Origin of the sequence: Pseudomonas frederiksbergensis (assembly GCF_003732705.1) — a bacterium.
In the GTDB taxonomy this organism is placed as follows: Bacteria; Pseudomonadota; Gammaproteobacteria; order Pseudomonadales; family Pseudomonadaceae; genus Aquipseudomonas; species Aquipseudomonas frederiksbergensis_F.
In genome coordinates this window covers 191,252-210,482 of record NZ_MOBR01000015.1, presented here as the reverse complement: position 1 = coordinate 210,482, position 19,231 = coordinate 191,252, and the positions used below count along the sequence as shown (strand labels likewise).

Sequence of the window (19,231 nt, the reverse complement as noted above, 5' to 3'; positions counted from 1 at the left end):
TCGAACAGAACAGTGTGTTGAGTCACTGTTGCCAGGCAAACACTGTGGGTTGCCGGTCATGAGCTTATGCATAAATCGAATTTAAAAAGCTTGCGATAAGAGCGTTATGGTCTATCGGAACAACACCCCCGGAGCCTCCGATGAACCTGTCCCGATCCCTGCGCAGTCTGTTGACCTGCGCGCTGTTTACCGCACCGTTTGCCTACGCCGCCGAGCCCGTCGTCCTGCATGTCGGCGACCAGAATTACTACAACGTTCGCGCCTCGGTGGAGGCTTCAGGTGTGTTGGAAGGGGCGCCTTACACGGTTGACTGGAAACACTTCCAGGCTGCCGCGCCATTGGCGGAAGCGCTGAACACTGGCGCACTGGACCTGGGCTTTCTAGGCGATTCGGGCTTTCTGTTCCTCGCCGCGAAACAGGCGCCGGTGAAGCTGATCGGCGTGTCGCGGCAAAACCCGGACACCATCGCTTTGCTGGTGCCCAAGGATTCACCGGTCAAGACCATCGCCGACCTCAAGGGCAAAAAAGTCGCGTATTGGCCCGGTGCCTGGAGCCAGCAACTGACTTTGCGCGCTCTGGAGAAAGCCGATCTGCCGGAAGACTACGTGGACTTCATCAAACTGATGCCCATCGACGCCGCAGCGGCATTACCTCAGGGCAGCATCGACGCGTTTCCGGTGTGGGAACCGTACATCTCGCAACAGATTCTGTTCTCCGGCGCCCGACCGATTCTCACCGCGAAAAACCTGATGCCCGGCCTCAGCGCCATTGCCGCCTCGACGCCGTCCATCGACAGCAAGCGTGAAGCCATCGCCGACTTCCTCGGGCGCCTGAAAAAGGCCCGGGCCTGGGTCGATAACCACACCGACGAATACGCTGACCTGTGGGCGAAGAAGGCCAATCTCGATCAGGACGTTTCGCGCCATTGGTTGCGCCAGGCCCACATGACGGTCGGCCCGGTCGATCAGCAAGCGGCGACGGATTTGCAGAGCACCGCGGACTTCCTGTTCAAGGTCAAGGCGTTGCCAGCGGCATTGGCTACCGCGCCGATCATCGACAACTCATTCCAGAAGTCCCTGGCCGAGTAAGGCCTCACTCTGCAGCATGTCGATAAAGCGCTGTGCTGCCGGCGCCATGGCCTGACCCGTGCGGGTGATCAGGCCAATCTGGCGGGTGACGCCGGGATGATCCACCGGCACTTTGACCAGATCATCCCGGCCGTCATCGGCTGACTCGGGCAGCAGGCTCACGCCCAGTCCCTGGCGCACCAGTGCCAGCACCGTCGACATGTAATTGGCTTCCAGCCCTGGCGATAACGGCAACTGTGCGTCGGCGAACAGTTGCTCCACCAACTCCCGCACGCTGCTGTCGCGGCCGGTCAGGATCATCGGCTGCGCGGTCAGTTCGCTCAATTTGACGGCGCGCCGCCCAGCCAATGCGTGATCGGCGGGGATAAACAGGCACAGCCGATCTTCCAGTACCGTCTGAAACTCCAGCCCATGGCTCATCCGCGCCCGCACACCCAGGCCAAAGTCCACTTCGCCATCGCGCACCAGCGTGTCGATCCGTTGCGCTACCACGTCGCGCAATCGCACCTCGACCCCCGGAAACTGCTCGCGAAATTGCTTCAATAACGGCGGTAGGGCGGCGGCGCACAGCGATGGCAGGGCGGCGATAGTGACCACGCCCCGGCGCAGCGCCGCCAGATCCCGGGAGGCGCTGACGATGTTGTCCAGGTCCAGCAGCAGCTTCTCCATGGGCAACAGCGCACTTTGCCCGGCGCTGGTCAGCGAAACATGCCTAGGACTGCGTTCCAGCAGGGCGACGCCGAGCCAGTCTTCCAGTTGTTGAATTTGCACGGTCAGGGCTGAGGGCGACAGGTTCAGCGCCACCGCAGCCTTGGCGAAGTTGCCGGTTTGCGCCACGACCAGAAAGGCGCGGATGTGCTGGATCGAGTTCTTCATTTTGTTTTTCCGAATGCAGGAAGCCGAACATTTCAATTTACAAAGATTACCCGCAATTCCAATACTCGATGAAAACAACAACAGCGCATTTCATCGCCGCCGCGAGCAGAAATGCCGAACAGGACCTGCCCATGCTTGCCACACTCGGTGTCATCACCATTCTCTGTTTGCTCGTCGCGGTGATGAGCAAACGCCTGTCGCCCCTGGTTGCGCTGATCGCCTTGCCGATCATCGCCGCGCTGCTCGGTGGTTTCGGCCTGCAAACCAGCGGCTTCATAATTACCGGCATCAAGAACGTCGCCCCGGTGGTCGGGATGTTTGTGTTCGCGATTCTGTTCTTCGGCGTGATGACCGACGCCGGCATGCTCGACCCGATCATTGACCGCATCCTCAAACGCGTTGGCACCCGCCCGACGCGGATTGTCATGGGCACTGCGCTGCTGGCGTTGTTGGTGCATCTGGACGGTTCGGGGGCGGTGACTTTCCTGGTGACCATCCCGGCGATGTTGCCGTTGTACACGCGCCTCGGCATGGACAAACGCATTCTGGCCTGCGTTACGGCGATGGCGGCGGGGGTTAACTTTTTGCCTTGGACCGGTCCGGTGTTGCGCTCCTCGGCGGCGTTGCATGTGCCGGTGGCGGATCTGTTCCAGCCGCTGATTCCGGTGCAGATTGTCGGTCTGATCTTCGTCTTCACCTGCGCCTGGTTCCTCGGTCGTCGCGAAGAAAAACGCTTGGGCCTGGGCGCCGGTGCCGTGGTGGACGTGATGCCGCAACGGGTGTTGACCGAGGCCGAAGTGGCCCTGCGCAAGCCGCGCCTGTTCTGGCTCAACCTGGTGCTGACCGTGGTGGTGATGGGCGTGATGATTGCCGGGGTTGTCGACCCGGTGGTGATGTTCATGCTCGGCACCGTCCTCGCCCTGTGCATCAACTACCCCAACGTCGATGCGCAACGGGCGCGGATCGACGCCCATGCCAAAACCGCGCTGACCATGGCCAGCATTCTTTTGGCCGCCGGGGTGTTCACCGGGATCATGCAGGGCAGCGGCATGCTCAAGGCCATGGCCGAGGTCGCGGTGGCGCAGATTCCCGCCGGGCACGGCAAATTGATTCCGATGGTGGTGGGTTTTATCTCGATGCCCTTGAGCCTGCTGTTCGATCCCGATTCCTTCTATTTCGGCATCATGCCGGTGGTGGCCGAGGTCGGGCGTGCCTTGGGCGTCGATCCGCTGCAGGTTGCTCAAGCCTCATTGTTGGGCGTGCACACCACCGGGTTCCCGGTCAGCCCATTGACCCCGGCGACCTTTCTCCTGGTTGGCCTGTGCAAGATTGAACTGGCGGATCACCAGCGCTTCACCATCCCGTTTCTGTTCGCGGCCTCGGTGCTGATGACCCTGACCGCGCTGCTCTTTGGAGTGTTCTAAATGAAAACCTTACGCATCGGTTCCGGTGCCGGTTACTCCGGCGATCGCATTGAACCGGCGATCGAACTGGCCGAGCACGGCGATCTGGATTACCTGGTATTCGAATGCCTGGCCGAACGCACCATTGCCCTGGCGCAACAGGCGCGGTTGCTCGATCCGCAAGCCGGTTTCGATCCTCTGCTGGGCGAACGCATGCGCCGGGTGCTGCCCTTTGTCGGGCGTGGCGCCGATGGTTCGCGTCGGCGCTTGCGGGTGATCACCAACATGGGCGCGGCCAATCCGCTGGCGGCGGCGCAGGAAGTACGGCGCATCGCCGGGGAACTGGGCTTGGCGGGCCTGAAAGTCGTCGCGCTGAGCGGCGACGATGTGTTGGCGACATTGCTGCGTGATCCGTCCCAGGTTCTGGATAACGGCAAGACGCTGGCCTCTTTGGGCGAGCGTTTGATTTCGGCCAATGCCTATCTCGGCGTGGACGGCATCGTCGAGGCGTTGCGCGCGGATGCCGACGTGGTGATCACCGGTCGCGTGGCGGACCCCTCGCTGTTTCTCGCGCCGCAGATGTTCGAATTTGGCTGGGCGGCGCACGATTGGTCGCTGCTGGGGCGCGGTACGTTGGTCGGGCATTTGCTCGAATGTGCCGGGCAGATCAGCGGCGGTTATTTCGCTGATCCGGGGTTCAAGGACGTGCCGGACCTGGCGCGCCTGGGCTTCCCGCTGGCCGAGGTGGATGCCACGGGGCGTGCGGTGATCAGCAAGGTGGCCGGCTCCGGCGGGCGCATCGATACCGCGACCTGCACCGAGCAGATGATCTATGAAGTGCATGATCCGGCGGCGTACCTCACACCGGACGTCAGCGCTGATTTTTCCGGGGTGTCGTTCAGTGTTCAAGGGCCGGACCGGGTGTTGGCCGAGGGCGCCGACGGTCGGGCGCGACCACCATCGCTGAAAGTCTCGGTGGGTTATCTCGATGGCTGGATCGGCGAGGGCCAGATTTCCTATGGCGGACCGGGCGCATTGGCCCGGGGGCGACTGGCGCGAGAGGTAGTGCTGGAGCGCTTGAAGCTGACGGGCGTGGTGTTTGAAGAGATCCGCGCCGAGTTGATCGGCGTCGATGCCTTGCACGGTGCCGAGTTGGGTTCACGGGCGGACAGCGAACCCTGGGAAGTGCGCCTGCGCGTTGCGGCCCGTTGTGCTGATCGCGCTGAAGCCGTGCGGATCGGCAATGAAGTGGAAACCCTCTACACCAACGGCCCTTACGGCGGTGGCGGGGCGAGCAAGTCAGTGCGCCAGGTGGTGGCAGTGGCTTCGCTGTTACTGCCGCGCGATGCCGTCGCGTTGCAGATTCATTCAGAGGATTTGGCATGAAACTGCGTGAACTAGCCCATTCTCGAACGGGTGACAAGGGCGATACCTCGAACATTTCGGTGATTGCCTTTCGTGCCGAAGACTTTCCACAGCTGTGTGAGTGGCTGACGGTGGAGCGGGTGACCGCGCATTTCGCTGAGCTGTTGGACCCGCAAAGCCCGGCGGTGCGCCGCTACGAATTGCCCAATGTCCAGGCGCTGAATTTCGTGTTGCCCGGCATCTTGCGCGGTGGTGTCACCCGGTCCCTGGCCCTCGATGCCCACGGTAAGGCGCTGGGCGCGGCGTTGCTCGATCTGGAGCTTTGAAACACCTCAAATAGCGGCACTTGAACCAAAACTGTGTACCCTGTTCCAACCTGGGCCCGCCGCCACCGGCGGGCCCATTGGAGGATCACCGGGCGAGGGGTTTTTGCCATTAACGTGACGACCGCAACGGTCTGGCCCAAGGCAAAACATGACGCAACTGTTCAAGGTTTTATCAGCGCTTGCCCTGGCTATCGGGTTAACGGGCTGCATCGCGTCGCCCATCGCACTTACGCCGCAGACACAACAGCGTCTGTCTGAGCAGCCGCCGATCCGTTTTTTGCTGACCTTCGACGACGGCCCCAGCGCATCAAGCTTCTGGAACCCGACGGACACCGTGCTCGATGGCCTCGCGCAAAACCCGCTGCAACCGAATATCAAAGCGGTGTTCTTCGTCCAGACCGGCGCACCACGGGCCGGCGACAGCGACATCGGTCGGCGGGTCATGCAGCGCGAGCACGCCGAAGGGCAAATCCTCGGCTTTCACACGGCGACCCATTTCCACACCAATCATCGTTCGTTGAGTCCTGAAGACCTGGAGCAGTCCCTGAGCAAGGGCAGCGCCGACATCGCCGCGATCACCGGGGCGCCGCCGAGCCTGGTGCGGCCGCCGTTCTGGAATTACGACAAGCGCACCTTCGCCGCCTATCAACGGCATGGCATGCACGTGTTGTTGACCGACCTGAGCGCCAATGACGGCAAAATCTGGGGCTTCAACGCCAGCCCCCGGCGCCGGGCGAATATGCTGCGCCAACTCTCGGAAGTCCGCGAGCGTATCGCCCAAGGTGAGCTGCCAACGGTGGACGGGGTGATTCCGGTGGTGGTGACTTTCCATGACCTGAATCGCTACACCGCCCGCCATACCCGCGAGTACCTGCAAATCCTGCTCGACAGCGCCAAGGCCACCGGAGTGAAAACCGCGCCGAAGCCGTTTTACGACGATCAACGGCAACTGCTGAGCGCGGCCATGGCCCGCACCGTCAGCGAAAGTGCGGAACCGGTGCAATTGCCGGGCATCTGGAATTGGCTGTGGGATGGGGATTCCCATTAACGGCTCGCCAAAATGTTAAGCAATTCGCATCGATTGTTGGCGTTTCTGGACGCAGTCTGGCGAAAGCGCATCTATGCTGAACGGGTCCAACTCGATCAATCGCCATGGAGGGCCCCGTCATGGTTTCGATTCCAGAGCTTTGCCGCATTGTGACGTCCGGTTTTCAGCCGCTCTCGTGCGACTGCACGGTCAACCCCGACGGCACCCTGAGGATCAAGGTCTACGAACCGGCGACTGGTCGGATCGATCTGCTGCTCACCGGAGTCTCGCCGGCACAACTGACCACCGTGCGCGATATCTCCAACCTGATTGGCGAACTTCGCACCGAAATGCGCGCGGGGCGCAGGGCGTTCGCCGGCTGACGAATCAATTCTCGAGTACACACCAAACCTGTGGCGAAGGGGCAAGCCCCCTCGCCACAGGTTATTCGTCGCCCATCACATCGTGGGGCAACAACTCATCAATCATCTGCAAGCAATGACTCAACCCCGGCGAGACATCGCCCACTCGTCGGCTGAGGATGATCGGTGAGGTGGCGTTGTCTTCCAGCAGCGGGGTGAAGCCGATGTCGTCGCGGTGCAGCAATTGCACCGAGGCGGGCACCAGGGTGACGCCGATGCCAGCGCCCACCAGGCCAATCGCGGTTTGCAGTTCGTTGGTCCATTGCGCCACATGAATGCTCACGCCATAGGATTCGAACAGGGCGATCACATGGTCGGCGTAGCTCGGTCGCGGATTGCCGGGGTAGAGCACGAACGGCTCTTTCGCCAGTTCGCGCAGGCTGATCGGACCGGCCAGCAACGGGTGGCCGGCGGGCAGGGCGGCGACCAGGCGATCTTCGGTGAGTACGGTCTGGATAATCGCCGGGTCGTCGATGCGGATGCGGCCGAAACCCACATCAATGCGCCCGGCCTTGAGCGCCTGCACCTGTTGCAGGGTGGTCATTTCCGACAGCCCCAGCTCCAGTTCCAGACGCTCGTGGTTGCGCAAGCGGCGAATCAGTTCCGGCAACACGCCGTAGAGCGTGGAGGGCGCGAAACCGATGCCCAGCCACGTCTTTTCCCCCAAGCCGATCCGCCGCGTGTTGTCGCAGACCTTGCCCAGTTGTTCCAGCAGCGCGCTCGAATGCTCATGGAAAAACCGCCCGGCGTCGGTCAGCTTCAGCGGCCGCCCGCGTTCCAGCAACAGCACCCCGAGTTCGTCTTCCAGTTGCTGGATCTGTCGACTCAATGGCGGCTGGGCAATGTGCAAAAGCTCGGCGGCGCGGGTGAAATTGAGGGTTTGAGCCAACACCTGAAAATAACGCAGGTGACGCAGTTCCATGAGGCCTCCAGATAAAAGCGAGTTGGATACCTTTAAGGTATCAATCCAGACCAATTCTATATTGGCCGCCACGTAAAAGCCGTATGAGAATCCGATTCAGAACTTTAAGAACCTGACGGGTATCGACATGCGTGCAACAGCCATTGAATCGATCGAGACGATCATCGTCGATCTGCCGACCATCCGCCCGCACAAACTGGCGATGCACACCATGCAGAACCAGACCCTGGTGATCATCCGTGTGCGCTGCGCCGACGGCATTGAAGGCATCGGTGAATCCACCACCATCGGCGGCCTGGCTTATGGCAACGAAAGCCCCGACAGCATCAAGACCAACATCGATAAACACTTCGCCCCCTTGCTGATCGGCGAGGACAGCGGCAACGTCAACGCAGCGATGTTGCGTCTGGAGCGCAGCATTCGCGGCAATACCTTCGCCAAGTCCGGCATCGAAACCGCGCTGCTCGACGCCCAAGGCAAACGCCTCGGTTTGCCGGTCAGTGAATTGCTCGGCGGCCGGGTTCGCGATGCGCTGCCGGTGGCCTGGACCTTGGCCAGCGGCGACACCGGGCAGGACATTGCCGAAGCGGAAAAAATGCTCGACCTGCGCCGTCATCGGATCTTCAAACTGAAAATCGGCGCCGGTGATGTCAACTGCGACCTGGCCCACGTCATCGCGATCAAGAAAGCCCTGGGCGATCGCGCCAGTGTGCGGGTCGATGTCAATCAGGCCTGGGACGAAGCGGTGGCACTGCGCGCCTGCCGGATCCTCGGCACCAACGGCATCGACCTGATCGAACAGCCGATCTCGCGCAACAACCGCACCGGCATGGCTCGTTTGAACGCGATCAGTCCGGCGCCGATCATGGCCGACGAGTCCATCGAATGCGTGGAAGATGCGTTCAACCTGGCGCGTGAAGGCGCGGCGTCGGTGTTCGCCCTGAAAATCGCCAAGAACGGCGGCCCGCGCGCTGTGTTGCGCACCGCCGCGATTGCCGAAGCGGCCGGCATCGGCCTGTACGGTGGCACCATGCTCGAAGGCGGGATCGGCACGCTGGCCTCGGCCCATGCCTTTGTCACCCTGAACAAACTGGCCTGGGACACTGAGCTGTTCGGCCCGCTGCTGCTGACCGAAGACATTCTCGGCGAGCCATTGGTTTATCGCGATTTCCAGTTGCACGTGCCGAATACGCCAGGCCTTGGCCTGAATCTGGACGAAGAGCGCCTGGGGTTTTTCCGCCGCGACAAGTCATCCACTGCCGTTTATCAAGCCTGAGGAGAGCATCATGCTGTTCCACGTAAAAATGACCGTGAACCTGCCGCTCGACATGAACCCCGAACACGCTGCCCGCCTCAAGGCCGACGAAAAAGCCCTGGCCCAGCGCCTGCAAGAGCAGGGCAAGTGGCGTCACCTGTGGCGCATCGCCGGGCACTACGCCAATTACAGCGTGTTCGATGTCGACAGCGTTCAGGAACTGCACGATCTGCTGATGCAGTTGCCGCTGTTTCCGTACATGGCCATCGAGATCGACGCGATGTGCCGGCATCCTTCGTCGATTCGCGAGGATGACCGCTGAGCCCGGCCAGTTCAGTTCGCTACGATAATAATGACAAGATGAGGAACCACCATGAACGTCAAGATTTCCCACACTGCCAGTGCCCAGAAGTTTCTCGAAGAGGCCAGCGGTCTGCTCAACGAGGCCGGTGATCCACGGGTCAAGGCGCTGGTTTACCGGATCCTGCGGGATTCGGTGAACATCATCGAAGACCTGGCCGTGACCCCGGAAGAGTTCTGGAAAGCCGTCAATTACTTGAACGTGCTGGGCGCGCGTCAGGAGGCCGGTTTGTTGGTGGCCGGGCTCGGTCTGGAACATTACCTCGACCTGCTGATGGACGCCGAAGACGCGCAGGCCGGCAAGTCCGGCGGCACGCCACGGACCATTGAAGGGCCGCTGTATGTGGCCGGTGCGCCGCTGTCTGAGGGTGAGGCGCGACTGGATGATGGCGTCGATCCGGGCGTGATCCTGTTTATGCAAGGCCAGGTGTTCAATACCGCTGGCGAACCGTTGGCCGGGGCGGTGGTGGATGTCTGGCACGCCAACACCGGTGGCACGTATTCGTACTTCGATACCACGCAATCGGAATTCAATCTGCGTCGGCGCATCGTCACCGATAGCGAAGGCCGTTATCGTTTTCGCAGCATCGTGCCGTCGGGCTACGGTTGCCCGCCGGACGGTCCGACCCAGCATCTGCTCGATCAACTGGGCCGCCATGGCCAGCGCCCGGCGCATATCCACTTCTTCATTTCGGCGCCGGATCATCGTCACCTGACCACCCAGATCAACCTCGACGGTGACCAGTACCTGCACGACGATTTTGCCTACGCCACCCGCGACGAGTTGATCGCCCACATCACCTTCAGCGACGATCCGCAACGCGCTGCGGTCCACGGAGTCAGCGGCCGGTTTGCCGAAATCGACTTCGACTTCACCTTGCAGACGTCCGCCCAGCCCGAGGAACAACAACGCCCTGAGCGTGTGCGCGCCCTGGAAGACTGAAAGGTCCCCTGTGGGAGCGAGCCTGCTCGCGAAAGCGGAGTATCAGTCAACGGTGATGTTGAAGCTGATTCCGCCTTCGCGAGCAGGCTCGCTCCCACACACACATCAACAATAACAACGAGAGTGACCCGATGATGCACGCGCAACTGTTGAGTCAGCGCAGCAGAATATTCGACCACGCCGACCCTTATGCGGTGTCGGGTTACGTCAATCAGCACGTCGGCAACCATTGCCTGCTGATGCCCCGCGCCGGTCGGCCGCTGGCCAGCCTTGACCATCGCAAATTCGCCAGCCTCGACCTGTGCCGCATCAGCTACGGCGCCAGCGTGCGGGTCACGTCGGGTGCGCTCGACAGCATCTATCATCTGCAAGTGCTGCTGCGCGGCCACTGCCTGTGGCGCGGGCATGGCCAGGAACACTACTTCGAGCCTGGCGAGCTACTGCTGATCAATCCTGATGATCCGGTGGACCTGACGTACTCCGACGATTGCGAAAAATTCATTCTTAAAGTCCCGACCCGGTTATTGGAGTCGGTGTGCGATGAACAGCGCTGGAGGTATCCGGGGCAGGGCGTGCGGTTTCTGCAGAACCGCTATCAGCTCGATCAACTGGAGGGTTTCGTCAACCTGTTGGCGATGATTTGCCAGGAGGCGGAGGCCACCGAGCAGCTACCTAAAGTTCAGGAGCACTACGCGCAGATCATCGTCAGTAAAATGCTCAGCCTGATGAAAACCAACGTCAGCCGGGTCAGCCTCGGTTCGTCGTCGGCCACGTTCGAGGCGATTGCCGATTACATCGCGCGCAACCTCAAGCAAGACATCGACAGCGAAACACTGGCGCGCCAGGCGCGGATGAGCCTGCGTTCGCTGTATGGCTTGTTCGAACGCAACGCCGGGGCCACGCCGAAAAACTACATCCGCCAGAAACGCCTCGAACGCATCAACGCCTGCCTGAACGACCCGACCTGCAACGTGCGCAACGTCACCGAAGTGGCGATGGATTACGGTTTCTTGCATTTGGGACGGTTCTCCGACAGCTATCGCAAACAGTTCGGCGAATTGCCGTCCGACACCCTCAAGCGCCGGCACTGAGCACGTTGAGGCATTCCCACGCTCTGCGTGGGAATGCCTCAACGGACGCTCCGCGTTCGCTCTTGGGACGCGGAGCGTCCCGGGCTGCATTCCCACGCGGAGCGTGGGAACGATCAGGGCTGCAGTAAACGGATAAAGGTCTGCACTCATCGGATAGTCCGCCCCATCCCCCCGTCCTAGCATGGCCCTGCCTGAATAAAAACAATGGAGGCGGCGGCCATGTCCCTGCGACCCGAATACCTTCACTCCCTGCTTGAAGATGACAAAGAACACGGCATCTACCGCTGCAAGCGCGAGATGTTCACCGACCCGCGACTGTTCGATCTGGAGATGCAGCACCTCTTCGAGGGCAATTGGCTGTACCTGGCCCACGAAAGCCAGATCCCCAAGATCAACGATTTCTACACCACCAGCATGGGGCGCCAGTCGATCTTTATCGCGCGCAACAAGGCCGGTGAACTGAACGCGTTCATCAATGCCTGCAGCCATCGCGGCGCCATGCTGTGCCGGCACAAGACTGGCAACAAAAGCTCCTACACTTGCCCGTTCCACGGCTGGACGTTCAACAACTCCGGCAAGCTGCTCAAGGTCAAGGACCCGGCCGAAGCGGGCTACCCGACGAGTTTCAACTGCGAAGGCTCCCACGACCTGACTAAAGTCGCGCGGTTCGAGTCCTATCGCGGCTTCCTGTTCGGCAGCCTCAAGGCCGATGTCGTGCCGCTGATTGAACACCTGGGCGAGTCGGCGAAGATCATCGACATGATCGTCGATCAGTCCGCCGATGGCCTCGAAGTGCTGCGCGGTTCTTCCAGCTACATCTACGAAGGCAACTGGAAACTCACCGCCGAAAACGGCGCCGATGGCTACCACGTCAGCTCGGTGCACTGGAACTACGCGGCCACTCAGAACCAGCGCAAACAGCGCGAGGCCGGTGACTGCAACCCGACCATGAGCGCTGGCACCTGGGCCAAGCAGGGCGGTGGTTTCTACTCGTTCGACAAGGGCCACATGCTGCTCTGGACCCGTTGGTCAAACCCCGAGGATCGTCCGTTGTTCGAACGTCGCGACGAACTGGCCCGGGACTTCGGCCAGGCCCGCGCCAACTGGATGATCGAGAACTCGCGCAACCTGTGCCTGTACCCGAACGTGTACCTGATGGATCAGTTCAGCTCGCAAATCCGCATCGCCCGGCCGATCTCGGTCAATCGCACCGAAATCACCATTTATTGCATCGCCCCCAAAGGTGAAAGCGATACGGCGCGGTCGAGCCGGATTCGCCAGTACGAGGATTTCTTCAACGTCAGCGGCATGGCCACGCCGGATGATCTGGAGGAGTTTCGCTCCTGCCAGACCGGTTATCAGGGCAGCGTCACCACCTGGAACGACATGTCCCGTGGCGCCGAACACTGGATCGAAGGCGCCGATGACGCGGCCAGGGAGATCGACCTGCATCCGCTCCTCAGCGGCGTGCGCACTGAAGACGAAGGCCTGTTCGTGCTGCAACACAAATATTGGCAGCAGACGATGCTCAAGGCGTTGGCTGCTGAACAGCCCGAGCTGATTGCCGTGGAGGCCGTGCAATGACTATCACTTATGAAACCGTGCGCGACTTTCTCTACCGCGAAGCGCGCTACCTCGACGACAAGCAATGGGACGACTGGCTCGAACTGTACGCCGCCGACGCATCGTTCTGGATGCCGTCCTGGGACGATAACGATGAGCTGACCGAAGACCCGCAACGGGAAATCTCGCTGATCTGGTACGGCAACCGAACCGGCCTGGAAGACCGCATCTTCCGTATCAAGACCGAGCGTTCCAGCGCCAGCATTCCGGACACCCGTACCTCCCACAACCTCAGCAATATCGAGCTGCTGGAACAGGCTGACGGCCTGTGCCAGGTGCGTTTCAACTGGCACACCCTGAGCTTTCGCTACAAGACCGTCGACAGCTATTTCGGCAGCAGTTTCTACACCTTGGACGTGCGCGGTGAAAACCCGTTGATCAAGGCCAAGAAAGTGATCCTGAAGAACGATTACGTTCGCCAGGTCATCGACGTTTACCACTTGTGAGGCGGCCGTCATGACTCATTCCATCGCATTCAATTTTGAAGACGGCGTCACCCGGTTCATCGACGCCAATGCCGGCGAAACCGTGGCCGACGCCGCGTACCGCCAAGGCATCAATATTCCGCTGGACTGCCGCGACGGCGCCTGCGGCACCTGCAAATGTTTCGCCGAGGCCGGGCGATACGACTTGGGCGAGGAGTACATCGAAGACGCCCTCAGCGCCGATGAAGCGGAGCAAGGTTTTGTCCTGACCTGCCAGATGCGCGCCCAAAGCGATTGCGTGGTGCGGGTGCCAGTTTCCTCGGATGTGTGCCGCACCCGCCAAGCCAGTTTTGAGGCAACCATCAGCGCCGTTCGCCAGTTGTCCGACAGCACCATCGCGCTGTCGATCAAGGGCGAGGCCCTGAGCAAACTGGCGTTTCTGCCGGGGCAATACGTGAACCTCGGGGTTCCGGGCAGCGAGCAGACCCGCGCCTATTCCTTCAGTTCGTTGCAGCGTAATGGCGAGGTCAGTTTCCTGATTCGCAACGTGCCTGGCGGCTTGATGAGCAGCTTCCTCACCGGCATGGCCAAGGCTGGCGACAGCATGACCCTGGCCGGGCCGCTGGGCAGTTTCTATCTGCGCGACATCCGCCGTCCGCTGTTATTGCTGGCGGGCGGCACTGGCCTGGCACCGTTCACCGCGATGCTGGAGAAAATTGCCGAGCAGGGCAGTGAGCAACCGCTGCATCTGATCTATGGCGTGACCAACGACTTCGACCTGGTGGAACTGGATCGACTCGAAGCCTTCGCCGTACGCATCCCGAATTTCAGTTTCAGCGCCTGTGTGGCCAACCCCGACAGTCAGCACCCGCTCAAGGGCTACGTGACCCAGCACATCGAGCCCCGGCATCTGAACGATGGCGACGTCGATGTCTACCTGTGCGGTCCGCCACCGATGGTCGAGGCGGTCAGCCAGTTCATCCGCGAAAAAGGGATCGCCCCGGCGAATTTCTACTACGAAAAGTTTGCTGCCAGCGCGGCATAACAATTTCTACGCCGATCCACCTCCCACGGGAGAGGGGCGTCGCCATGAGGTAGGTATGAACAGATTTGATGGAAAGGTCGTGCTGATTACCGGGGCTGCCCAAGGCATTGGCCGGCGGGTTGCAGAGCGGATGGCGGCAGAGGGTGCGCGGTTGATTCTGGTCGACCGTTCAGAGTTGGTCTTTGCGCTCCAGCAGCAATTAGGCCAGGCCAGTCAGGTGCTCGCGCTGACCGCCGACCTTGAGCAATACAGCGAATGCAGTCGTGTGATGCAGACCGCCGTCGAGCGCTTCGGGCGCCTGGATGTGTTGGTCAACAATGTCGGCGGGACGATCTGGACCAAGCCCTTTGAGCATTACGAAGAACAGCAGATCGAAGCCGAAGTCCGCCGCTCACTGTTCCCGACGCTGTGGTGCTGCCATGCGGCGCTGCCATTCATGCTGGAGCAGGGCTGTGGCGCCATCGTCAATGTTTCATCCATCGCCACCCGCAGCCTCAATCGCGTGCCCTATGGCGCGGCGAAGGGCGGGGTGAATGCGCTGACTGCGTGCCTGGCCTTTGAAACCGCCGGTCGCGGGGTTCGGGTCAATGCCACGGCGCCCGGCGGGACCGAAGCACCACCACGAGCCATCCCGCGCAACAGCGCCGAGCAAAGCGCCCAGGAGAAGGTCTGGTATCAGCAGATCGTCGAGCAAACCCTCGACAGCAGTTTGATGAAGCGTTACGGCACGCTGGATGAGCAGGCGAGTGCGATCCTGTTTCTGGCCAGCGACGAGGCTTCGTATATCACCGGGATGATCATGCCGGTGGGCGGTGGCGATCAGGGTTGAGGTGATAATTACAAGCGGCGCTGAAACGCTTTGACGATTCGCAGCGTGGCGTCGCTGGTTTTCAGGTTGTGGATGGTGTCCAGCGGATGCCACATGCAGTCGATGATTTCATTGAGCGGCCGGACCTCATGCAGGTTGACCACTGACGCCTCATAAACATGATGGCGAGTACTGCCGTTCTCCAGCTCCATCAGGTACAACATGCCGTCGACCCTCAGCCCGGTTTCCTCCGCCAGTTCCCGTACGGCTGCGTCCTCTCTGGTTTCGCTCGGCTCGACCGTTCCACCGGGCAAGGTCCAGCGACACCTTGGCTTGCGCACCAGGAGGACGTGTCGGTCTTGTTCGCAAATCACGGTGGCGCGTACTTTCATGTGTTACCTGATTGCCCGTTTGTCATAAAACGGTCATAAAAATGCAATATTCAGGCCGAGGCCCCGTGTTCAGGCGGTTTCAAGGGTTGGAGTCAGCGTGTCAGCCGAAAGTGCCACCGGATATCGCGACGTCTGGTCGGCACTCTGGCCGGGGGCGGGTGTAAGGTAGGCCGGTCAATCTTTGATTTTCACTGCCCAAAAGGAGGTGACTATGAGCATTGAGATGCTGACCAAGATGCACATGAACGGTTACGACGTACTCAGCGTGAACCACGGCCCATGGCGGGTGTGCACCAAAGGTGACCGTTTGGGTGCCTTTGGCAGCCGGGAAGAGGCACTGGCCTTCGCCGCGTCCTTGCCTGCTTACAAAGCGCGGCCAAGTCGGCCGGCGAATAGCCAGTAGTTCATGGTGTACGAGTAGCCCCGGCCGGTACCGGGGCTTTTTTATGGTTGATCGGTCAGTAGCCGCCACCACCGCCCATTCCGCCGGAAGAATGGGAGGGCTCCCTGGCTTTGCGCTGGACGTTGCTCCACTCCGCGCAGCTCATGAAGCTGGTGTGATCGACCTTGCCGGTGCCATCGAAGCTGACGTTGTAGGGTTGTTGATGGCCAGCCTGGGTCAGCTTGTAGTCAAAGCAACTGCCGGGTTCCACCGTGCGATCCGTGACGGTCAACGGCTTGCCGCCGATCTGCTCGACCTGATCCTTGCTCATGCCGTTCTCGACTTTGGCGACCAGCGGCTGGTTGCGATAGACATGTGAATCGGAGCTGCAACCGCTCGACGCTGCCAGCACGACGAGCAGGGCGAACAGAGGCTTGTTCATGACAGTGGTCCCGTTATTGAGGTTTGGTTCGGCTGATGTGCCGCGCCTTAACCTCCTCGGCGTAGCTCTTCAGCCGTTCTTCGTCCCCCTGGAGCACTTCCCGCAGCCGTAGGGCCACTTGGGCATCCACTTCATTGCCGGCCTGGCGAAACTGTTCCGCCAGGCGCAAAAGTTCTACCGCCGACCACCGCAGATTCGACTCCACACTTTGGAGGTCGCGCCGAAGTTCCTGTTCGAGTTCGTTAAGCCACATGATGATCTCCTGCAAATTCCCCGCTACGAAAGATTAGTCCCGATTCCCGTGCCGGGTGTTCCGTTCGTAAGGACGTGCGGCGGTTCTGTCGCTTTTACCAATCGTTCGCTGGATGTCTGTGTAGCTTCAAGTTACATTCGCCGTTTTTCAGGATGAGGAAGTGTCATGCGGATGTTGATAGCGGGGGTAGCGGTGGCTATGTTGGCGGGTTGTTCGTTGCCCGCGTCCCTTGTGCCCGGTGAGCCCAATGTCAGCAAATACAGCAGCAAGCCGCCTAAAGAATACGTGGCGTGCGTGCTGCCGTTGTGGCAACAGCAGATTCCCAGGACGACTCAGATTGGCATTTCCAACGGCTATCGCCTGACCGCGCCGAGCATCATCACGGCTGACGAGATTCTGGATATCGTGAAATCGAAGGATGGCAGCCGGGTGTCGTTGTATCAGGGGCCGCCGTGGGCGAAATCGGCGGCGTTGAGGCAGGCGGTGCGGGACTGCTTGTAAGGCTGGATATCGATTGTGAAAAAGCCGAAGCCCGGATTATTCCGGCTTCGGCTTTTTACATTTGGGCTAGTCGGTGATGTCAGTCACCGCAATGCTCTGCTCTGCCGTTGTGGCGTTTTTCTTCTCTTTGCGATCCACCAGCCATTCATCCACCTGCCCGGCGAACTCCGGCGGGGCTTTGCGTCCGACCTTTCTGGCCAGGTCAAGAATCGTGGTCTGGGCGAGGGCGTCTTCCATGCGTTTCTGCGCCGTCATCATCGCCCCGTGCACCGCGCACCCGCCGTCCAGCGCCCAGGCCGGTGGGGAGCCTTCGAACAAGGCGCAGCGGCCGCGAATCTCGCGGCAATCGAAGATCAGCTTCTGGCCATCGATGGCGTTGACGATATCCAGCAAGGTGATTTCATCGGCAAACCTGGCCAGTTTGAAACCACCGCGTACGCCCTCAGTCGCGACCACCAGTTTGGCCTTGGCCAGTTTGGTGAAGATCTTCGCCAGATAGTCCAGCGGTACACCTTGCAGCTCCGCGAGATCGCGCACGCTCGCTTCGCGGGAGTCGCCGCCATTGCCTACCAGAAAAAGCAGGCAATGAATGCCGTACTCAACGCCTGCGCTGTAAAGAGACATAGGGATCTCCGACTAAATTTGTCGCAAATATTAGCAGCGGGACAGGAGGGCGGCAACGCGCTTCATCGACTGCGGCTTGTTCGTTGTTTGTTTCTCACAGGCACGCAAGATCGTTGAAGGCCGGTTTAGAAGGCTTGCAGGAACAGATCTGATAAACCGATAGGAATGATCAGTAATGTTGACTTGTTTGGATTAAAGGCGACCAATAGAGTCGTAGTTGTTCGCTCGGCAGCGCTCGCTGATCCTAAACAAATTCATCATTTGGTTTACCTCTCGGAGTTATAAATGAAACAGCAGATTCTGGTCATTGGTGCAGGTTTCGGTGGTATGTGGACGGCGTTGAGCGCCACGCGCCTGTTCGATATTCACGGTCACGATGGGGTTGAAGTGACCGTCCTGGCCCCACAGGCCGAGCTGCGGGTGCGTCCGCGCTTTTACGAACCGAATGCTCATCAATTGGCCGCGCCGATTGGCGAGCTGTTCGATGCGGTGGGCGTGAAGTTCATCAAGGGCGCCGCCGAAACCATCGACGTTGAGCAAAAACGCGTTGGCTACATCGATGCTTCCGGCACCAAAAAGGAGTGCAGCTACGACAAACTCGTTCTGGCTACAGGTAGCCGTCTGGCGTCGTCCAACACCCCGGGCGTGGCCGAATATGCCTTTGACGTCGATCAGATCGAACAAGCCGTGCGTCTGGAAAATCACTTGAAATCCCTGGCCAACCTGCCAGAAAGCAACGCCCGCAACACCGTCGTGGTGGCTGGCGGCGGCTTCACCGGGATTGAAACTGCGACCGAAATGCCTGCCCGTCTGCGAGCAATCCTGGGTGACCGCGCCGACATCAACGTGATCATCGTTGATCGCGGCGAAAAGGTCGGTGCGTCCATGGGCGCTGAAATCAGCCAGTCCATCGCCGAGGCCAGTACTGAGCTGGGTGTGAAGTGGCAGCTGAAATCGACGGTCGTATCGGTCGATGAAAACGGTGTGACGTTGGCCGATGGCCAGCGCATCGAAGCCAGGACCGTGATCTGGACCACCGGTGTGCGGGCCAGCTCGTTGACCGAACAGGTGCCGGGCGAACGCGATAACCTTGGCCGCCTGCACGTTGACGCGCACCTGAAAGTCATTGGCCAGGACGATATTTTTGCCACCGGTGACGTGGCGTACGCGGCATCCGACGACATCGGCAACCACGCACTGATGACCTGCCAGCACGCCATCGTCCTGGGCCGTCACGCCGGTAACAACGTGGCTGCGCAGATTCTCGGTGTGGACCCGACCCTGTACAGCCAGCCCAAGTACGTGACGTGCCTGGACCTGGGCGCCTGGGGCGCGGTGTACACCGAAGGTTGGGATCGCCAGGTGAAACTGGTGAAGCAGGAAGGCAAAGAGCTTAAAACCCAGATCAACACCGTGTGGATTTACCCGCCAGCAGCCAATCGTGAAACGGCATGGGCCGCTGCGGATCCGCTGATCCCAATCGCTTGAGGCGCAGAAGTCCGCACAAATAGTGATGATATATAAGGGCTTACGAGTCTAATTAACCGAACAGTGCGCAGAAATATATTGTTTCAAAGTGTTTTAGTAGGTTAATATCGCCCCGCGTTCACCACCACGGTTTATGCATTTTTAAGTCCCAGGCGTCCATCAGCTGCCTG

At 60.4% G+C, this 19,231-nt stretch carries 23 protein-coding genes; 17 read left to right on the top strand and 6 right to left on the bottom strand.

Annotated elements, in window-relative coordinates:
• Nucleotides 1-140 precede the first annotated feature (140 nt).
• Nucleotides 141-1,088 (top strand): ABC transporter substrate-binding protein, encoded by a 948-nt coding sequence (locus tag BK667_RS17025; RefSeq protein WP_123598336.1) that lies wholly within the window; start codon nucleotides 141-143, stop codon nucleotides 1,086-1,088.
• Here the strand turns inward: BK667_RS17025 and BK667_RS17020 are convergent.
• Entirely contained in the window at nucleotides 1,062-1,964 is a 903-nt protein-coding gene (locus tag BK667_RS17020) for a LysR family transcriptional regulator (RefSeq protein WP_123598335.1), read from the bottom strand. The two genes, BK667_RS17025 and BK667_RS17020, sit on opposite strands and share 27 nt — an antisense overlap.
• A 131-nt stretch (nucleotides 1,965-2,095) precedes the next feature.
• Between BK667_RS17020 and BK667_RS17015 the strand changes: the two genes are divergently transcribed.
• The 5 genes from BK667_RS17015 to BK667_RS16995 all read left to right on the top strand — a co-directional run bounded on the left by BK667_RS17015 (nucleotide 2,096) and on the right by BK667_RS16995 (nucleotide 6,468).
• Nucleotides 2,096-3,388 carry a CitMHS family transporter gene (locus BK667_RS17015; RefSeq protein WP_123598334.1) on the top strand — a complete coding sequence of 431 codons (1,293 nt, stop codon included), beginning with the start codon at nucleotides 2,096-2,098 and terminating at the stop codon, nucleotides 3,386-3,388.
• A complete protein-coding gene (locus BK667_RS17010; RefSeq protein ID WP_123598333.1) occupies nucleotides 3,389-4,753 on the top strand; it encodes an acyclic terpene utilization AtuA family protein in 1,365 nt (454 codons plus the stop codon).
• Nucleotides 4,750-5,058, top strand: coding sequence for an AtuA-related protein (locus BK667_RS17005; RefSeq protein ID WP_123598332.1), 309 nt, complete (start codon nucleotides 4,750-4,752; stop codon nucleotides 5,056-5,058). The genes BK667_RS17010 and BK667_RS17005 overlap by 4 nt, the downstream gene beginning before the upstream one ends.
• Before the next feature lie 148 nt (nucleotides 5,059-5,206).
• Entirely contained in the window at nucleotides 5,207-6,106 is a 900-nt protein-coding gene (locus BK667_RS17000; RefSeq protein ID WP_123598331.1) for a polysaccharide deacetylase family protein, read from the top strand.
• A gap of 119 nt (nucleotides 6,107-6,225) precedes the next feature.
• On the top strand, nucleotides 6,226-6,468 hold the full coding sequence (locus BK667_RS16995; protein WP_123508772.1) for a DUF1652 domain-containing protein: 243 nt from the start codon (nucleotides 6,226-6,228) through the stop codon (nucleotides 6,466-6,468).
• Between the two features lie 61 nt (nucleotides 6,469-6,529).
• On the opposite strand, the gene BK667_RS16990 is transcribed toward BK667_RS16995, so the two are convergent.
• Complete coding sequence (locus BK667_RS16990; RefSeq protein WP_123598330.1) at nucleotides 6,530-7,429, bottom strand: LysR family transcriptional regulator; 900 nt, start codon at nucleotides 7,427-7,429, stop codon at nucleotides 6,530-6,532.
• 127 nt (nucleotides 7,430-7,556) lie between these two features.
• Here BK667_RS16990 and BK667_RS16985 point away from each other — a divergent pair, with 127 nt between their 5' ends.
• The 8 genes from BK667_RS16985 (at nucleotide 7,557) to BK667_RS16945 (ending at nucleotide 15,000) form a co-directional block, all read left to right on the top strand.
• Nucleotides 7,557-8,705, top strand: coding sequence for a muconate cycloisomerase family protein (locus tag BK667_RS16985; RefSeq protein ID WP_123598329.1), 1,149 nt, complete (start codon nucleotides 7,557-7,559; stop codon nucleotides 8,703-8,705).
• 10 nt (nucleotides 8,706-8,715) lie between these two features.
• The gene (catC, locus tag BK667_RS16980) at nucleotides 8,716-9,006 is read left to right on the top strand and encodes a muconolactone Delta-isomerase (protein ID WP_123508770.1); all 291 of its coding nucleotides are present in this window, start codon (nucleotides 8,716-8,718) and stop codon (nucleotides 9,004-9,006) included.
• Nucleotides 9,007-9,057: 51 nt separating this feature from the next.
• Nucleotides 9,058-9,987, top strand: a complete 930-nt coding sequence (gene catA / locus BK667_RS16975) for a catechol 1,2-dioxygenase (protein WP_123598328.1) — start codon at nucleotides 9,058-9,060, stop codon at nucleotides 9,985-9,987.
• A gap of 131 nt (nucleotides 9,988-10,118) precedes the next feature.
• Nucleotides 10,119-11,078 (top strand): AraC family transcriptional regulator, encoded by a 960-nt coding sequence (locus BK667_RS16965; RefSeq protein WP_123598327.1) that lies wholly within the window; start codon nucleotides 10,119-10,121, stop codon nucleotides 11,076-11,078.
• A 219-nt stretch (nucleotides 11,079-11,297) separates the two neighbouring features.
• Nucleotides 11,298-12,662: a benzoate 1,2-dioxygenase large subunit gene (gene benA, locus BK667_RS16960; protein WP_123598326.1), complete on the top strand. Its 1,365-nt coding sequence runs from the start codon at nucleotides 11,298-11,300 to the stop codon at nucleotides 12,660-12,662.
• Nucleotides 12,659-13,147: a benzoate 1,2-dioxygenase small subunit gene (benB, locus tag BK667_RS16955; RefSeq protein ID WP_123598325.1), complete on the top strand. Its 489-nt coding sequence runs from the start codon at nucleotides 12,659-12,661 to the stop codon at nucleotides 13,145-13,147. Before benA ends, benB begins: the two co-directional genes overlap by 4 nt.
• Nucleotides 13,148-13,157: 10 nt before the next feature.
• On the top strand, nucleotides 13,158-14,171 hold the full coding sequence (gene benC / locus BK667_RS16950; RefSeq protein ID WP_123598324.1) for a benzoate 1,2-dioxygenase electron transfer component BenC: 1,014 nt from the start codon (nucleotides 13,158-13,160) through the stop codon (nucleotides 14,169-14,171).
• Between the two features lie 55 nt (nucleotides 14,172-14,226).
• A complete protein-coding gene (locus tag BK667_RS16945; protein ID WP_123598323.1) occupies nucleotides 14,227-15,000 on the top strand; it encodes a 1,6-dihydroxycyclohexa-2,4-diene-1-carboxylate dehydrogenase in 774 nt (257 codons plus the stop codon).
• 8 nt (nucleotides 15,001-15,008) lie between these two features.
• Here BK667_RS16945 and BK667_RS16940 read toward each other — a convergent pair whose 3' ends face one another.
• Nucleotides 15,009-15,371 carry an NUDIX hydrolase gene (locus BK667_RS16940; protein WP_123598322.1) on the bottom strand — a complete coding sequence of 121 codons (363 nt, stop codon included), beginning with the start codon at nucleotides 15,369-15,371 and terminating at the stop codon, nucleotides 15,009-15,011.
• 211 nt (nucleotides 15,372-15,582) lie between these two features.
• On the opposite strand from BK667_RS16940, the gene BK667_RS16935 reads away from it, so the two are divergent.
• Nucleotides 15,583-15,774 (top strand): SPOR domain-containing protein, encoded by a 192-nt coding sequence (locus tag BK667_RS16935; protein WP_123508761.1) that lies wholly within the window; start codon nucleotides 15,583-15,585, stop codon nucleotides 15,772-15,774.
• Between the two features lie 55 nt (nucleotides 15,775-15,829).
• Here BK667_RS16935 and osmE read toward each other — a convergent pair whose 3' ends face one another.
• Together osmE and BK667_RS16925 are read right to left on the bottom strand one after the other, a co-directional pair.
• Entirely contained in the window at nucleotides 15,830-16,195 is a 366-nt protein-coding gene (gene osmE, locus BK667_RS16930) for an osmotically-inducible lipoprotein OsmE (protein WP_123598321.1), read from the bottom strand.
• Between the two features lie 13 nt (nucleotides 16,196-16,208).
• Nucleotides 16,209-16,448: a hypothetical protein gene (locus BK667_RS16925; protein WP_123508759.1), complete on the bottom strand. Its 240-nt coding sequence runs from the start codon at nucleotides 16,446-16,448 to the stop codon at nucleotides 16,209-16,211.
• A gap of 165 nt (nucleotides 16,449-16,613) precedes the next feature.
• On the opposite strand from BK667_RS16925, the gene BK667_RS16920 reads away from it, so the two are divergent.
• Complete coding sequence (locus BK667_RS16920) at nucleotides 16,614-16,949, top strand: hypothetical protein (RefSeq protein WP_123508758.1); 336 nt, start codon at nucleotides 16,614-16,616, stop codon at nucleotides 16,947-16,949.
• Between the two features lie 66 nt (nucleotides 16,950-17,015).
• Here BK667_RS16920 and BK667_RS16915 read toward each other — a convergent pair whose 3' ends face one another.
• Nucleotides 17,016-17,573, bottom strand: a complete 558-nt coding sequence (locus tag BK667_RS16915) for an RrF2 family transcriptional regulator (RefSeq protein WP_123508757.1) — start codon at nucleotides 17,571-17,573, stop codon at nucleotides 17,016-17,018.
• 285 nt (nucleotides 17,574-17,858) lie between these two features.
• Between BK667_RS16915 and BK667_RS16910 the strand changes: the two genes are divergently transcribed.
• Nucleotides 17,859-19,061: an NAD(P)/FAD-dependent oxidoreductase gene (locus tag BK667_RS16910; RefSeq protein ID WP_123598320.1), complete on the top strand. Its 1,203-nt coding sequence runs from the start codon at nucleotides 17,859-17,861 to the stop codon at nucleotides 19,059-19,061.
• Nucleotides 19,062-19,231 lie beyond the last annotated feature (170 nt).

Bases quoted from the DNA above. Each gene is read 5' to 3' on its own strand.
- BK667_RS16985 (WP_123598329.1), top strand. From the start codon at position 7,557: ATGCGTGCAACAGCCATTGAATCGATCGAGACGATCATCGTCGATCTG.
- BK667_RS16990 (WP_123598330.1), bottom strand. From the start codon at position 7,429: ATGGAACTGCGTCACCTGCGTTATTTTCAGGTGTTGGCTCAAACCCTC.
- catC (WP_123508770.1), top strand. From the start codon at position 8,716: ATGCTGTTCCACGTAAAAATGACCGTGAACCTGCCGCTCGACATGAAC.
- BK667_RS16935 (WP_123508761.1), top strand. From the start codon at position 15,583: ATGAGCATTGAGATGCTGACCAAGATGCACATGAACGGTTACGACGTA.
- BK667_RS16920 (WP_123508758.1), top strand. From the start codon at position 16,614: ATGCGGATGTTGATAGCGGGGGTAGCGGTGGCTATGTTGGCGGGTTGT.
- BK667_RS17020 (WP_123598335.1), bottom strand. From the start codon at position 1,964: ATGAAGAACTCGATCCAGCACATCCGCGCCTTTCTGGTCGTGGCGCAA.
- BK667_RS17000 (WP_123598331.1), top strand. From the start codon at position 5,207: ATGACGCAACTGTTCAAGGTTTTATCAGCGCTTGCCCTGGCTATCGGG.
- osmE (WP_123598321.1), bottom strand. From the start codon at position 16,195: ATGAACAAGCCTCTGTTCGCCCTGCTCGTCGTGCTGGCAGCGTCGAGC.
- BK667_RS16965 (WP_123598327.1), top strand. From the start codon at position 10,119: ATGATGCACGCGCAACTGTTGAGTCAGCGCAGCAGAATATTCGACCAC.
- benA (WP_123598326.1), top strand. From the start codon at position 11,298: ATGTCCCTGCGACCCGAATACCTTCACTCCCTGCTTGAAGATGACAAA.
- BK667_RS16910 (WP_123598320.1), top strand. From the start codon at position 17,859: ATGAAACAGCAGATTCTGGTCATTGGTGCAGGTTTCGGTGGTATGTGG.
- benC (WP_123598324.1), top strand. From the start codon at position 13,158: ATGACTCATTCCATCGCATTCAATTTTGAAGACGGCGTCACCCGGTTC.
- catA (WP_123598328.1), top strand. From the start codon at position 9,058: ATGAACGTCAAGATTTCCCACACTGCCAGTGCCCAGAAGTTTCTCGAA.
- BK667_RS17005 (WP_123598332.1), top strand. From the start codon at position 4,750: ATGAAACTGCGTGAACTAGCCCATTCTCGAACGGGTGACAAGGGCGAT.
- benB (WP_123598325.1), top strand. From the start codon at position 12,659: ATGACTATCACTTATGAAACCGTGCGCGACTTTCTCTACCGCGAAGCG.
- BK667_RS16915 (WP_123508757.1), bottom strand. From the start codon at position 17,573: ATGTCTCTTTACAGCGCAGGCGTTGAGTACGGCATTCATTGCCTGCTT.
- BK667_RS16945 (WP_123598323.1), top strand. From the start codon at position 14,227: ATGAACAGATTTGATGGAAAGGTCGTGCTGATTACCGGGGCTGCCCAA.
- BK667_RS17025 (WP_123598336.1), top strand. From the start codon at position 141: ATGAACCTGTCCCGATCCCTGCGCAGTCTGTTGACCTGCGCGCTGTTT.
- BK667_RS16995 (WP_123508772.1), top strand. From the start codon at position 6,226: ATGGTTTCGATTCCAGAGCTTTGCCGCATTGTGACGTCCGGTTTTCAG.
- BK667_RS16925 (WP_123508759.1), bottom strand. From the start codon at position 16,448: ATGTGGCTTAACGAACTCGAACAGGAACTTCGGCGCGACCTCCAAAGT.
- BK667_RS17015 (WP_123598334.1), top strand. From the start codon at position 2,096: ATGCTTGCCACACTCGGTGTCATCACCATTCTCTGTTTGCTCGTCGCG.
- BK667_RS16940 (WP_123598322.1), bottom strand. From the start codon at position 15,371: ATGAAAGTACGCGCCACCGTGATTTGCGAACAAGACCGACACGTCCTC.
- BK667_RS17010 (WP_123598333.1), top strand. From the start codon at position 3,389: ATGAAAACCTTACGCATCGGTTCCGGTGCCGGTTACTCCGGCGATCGC.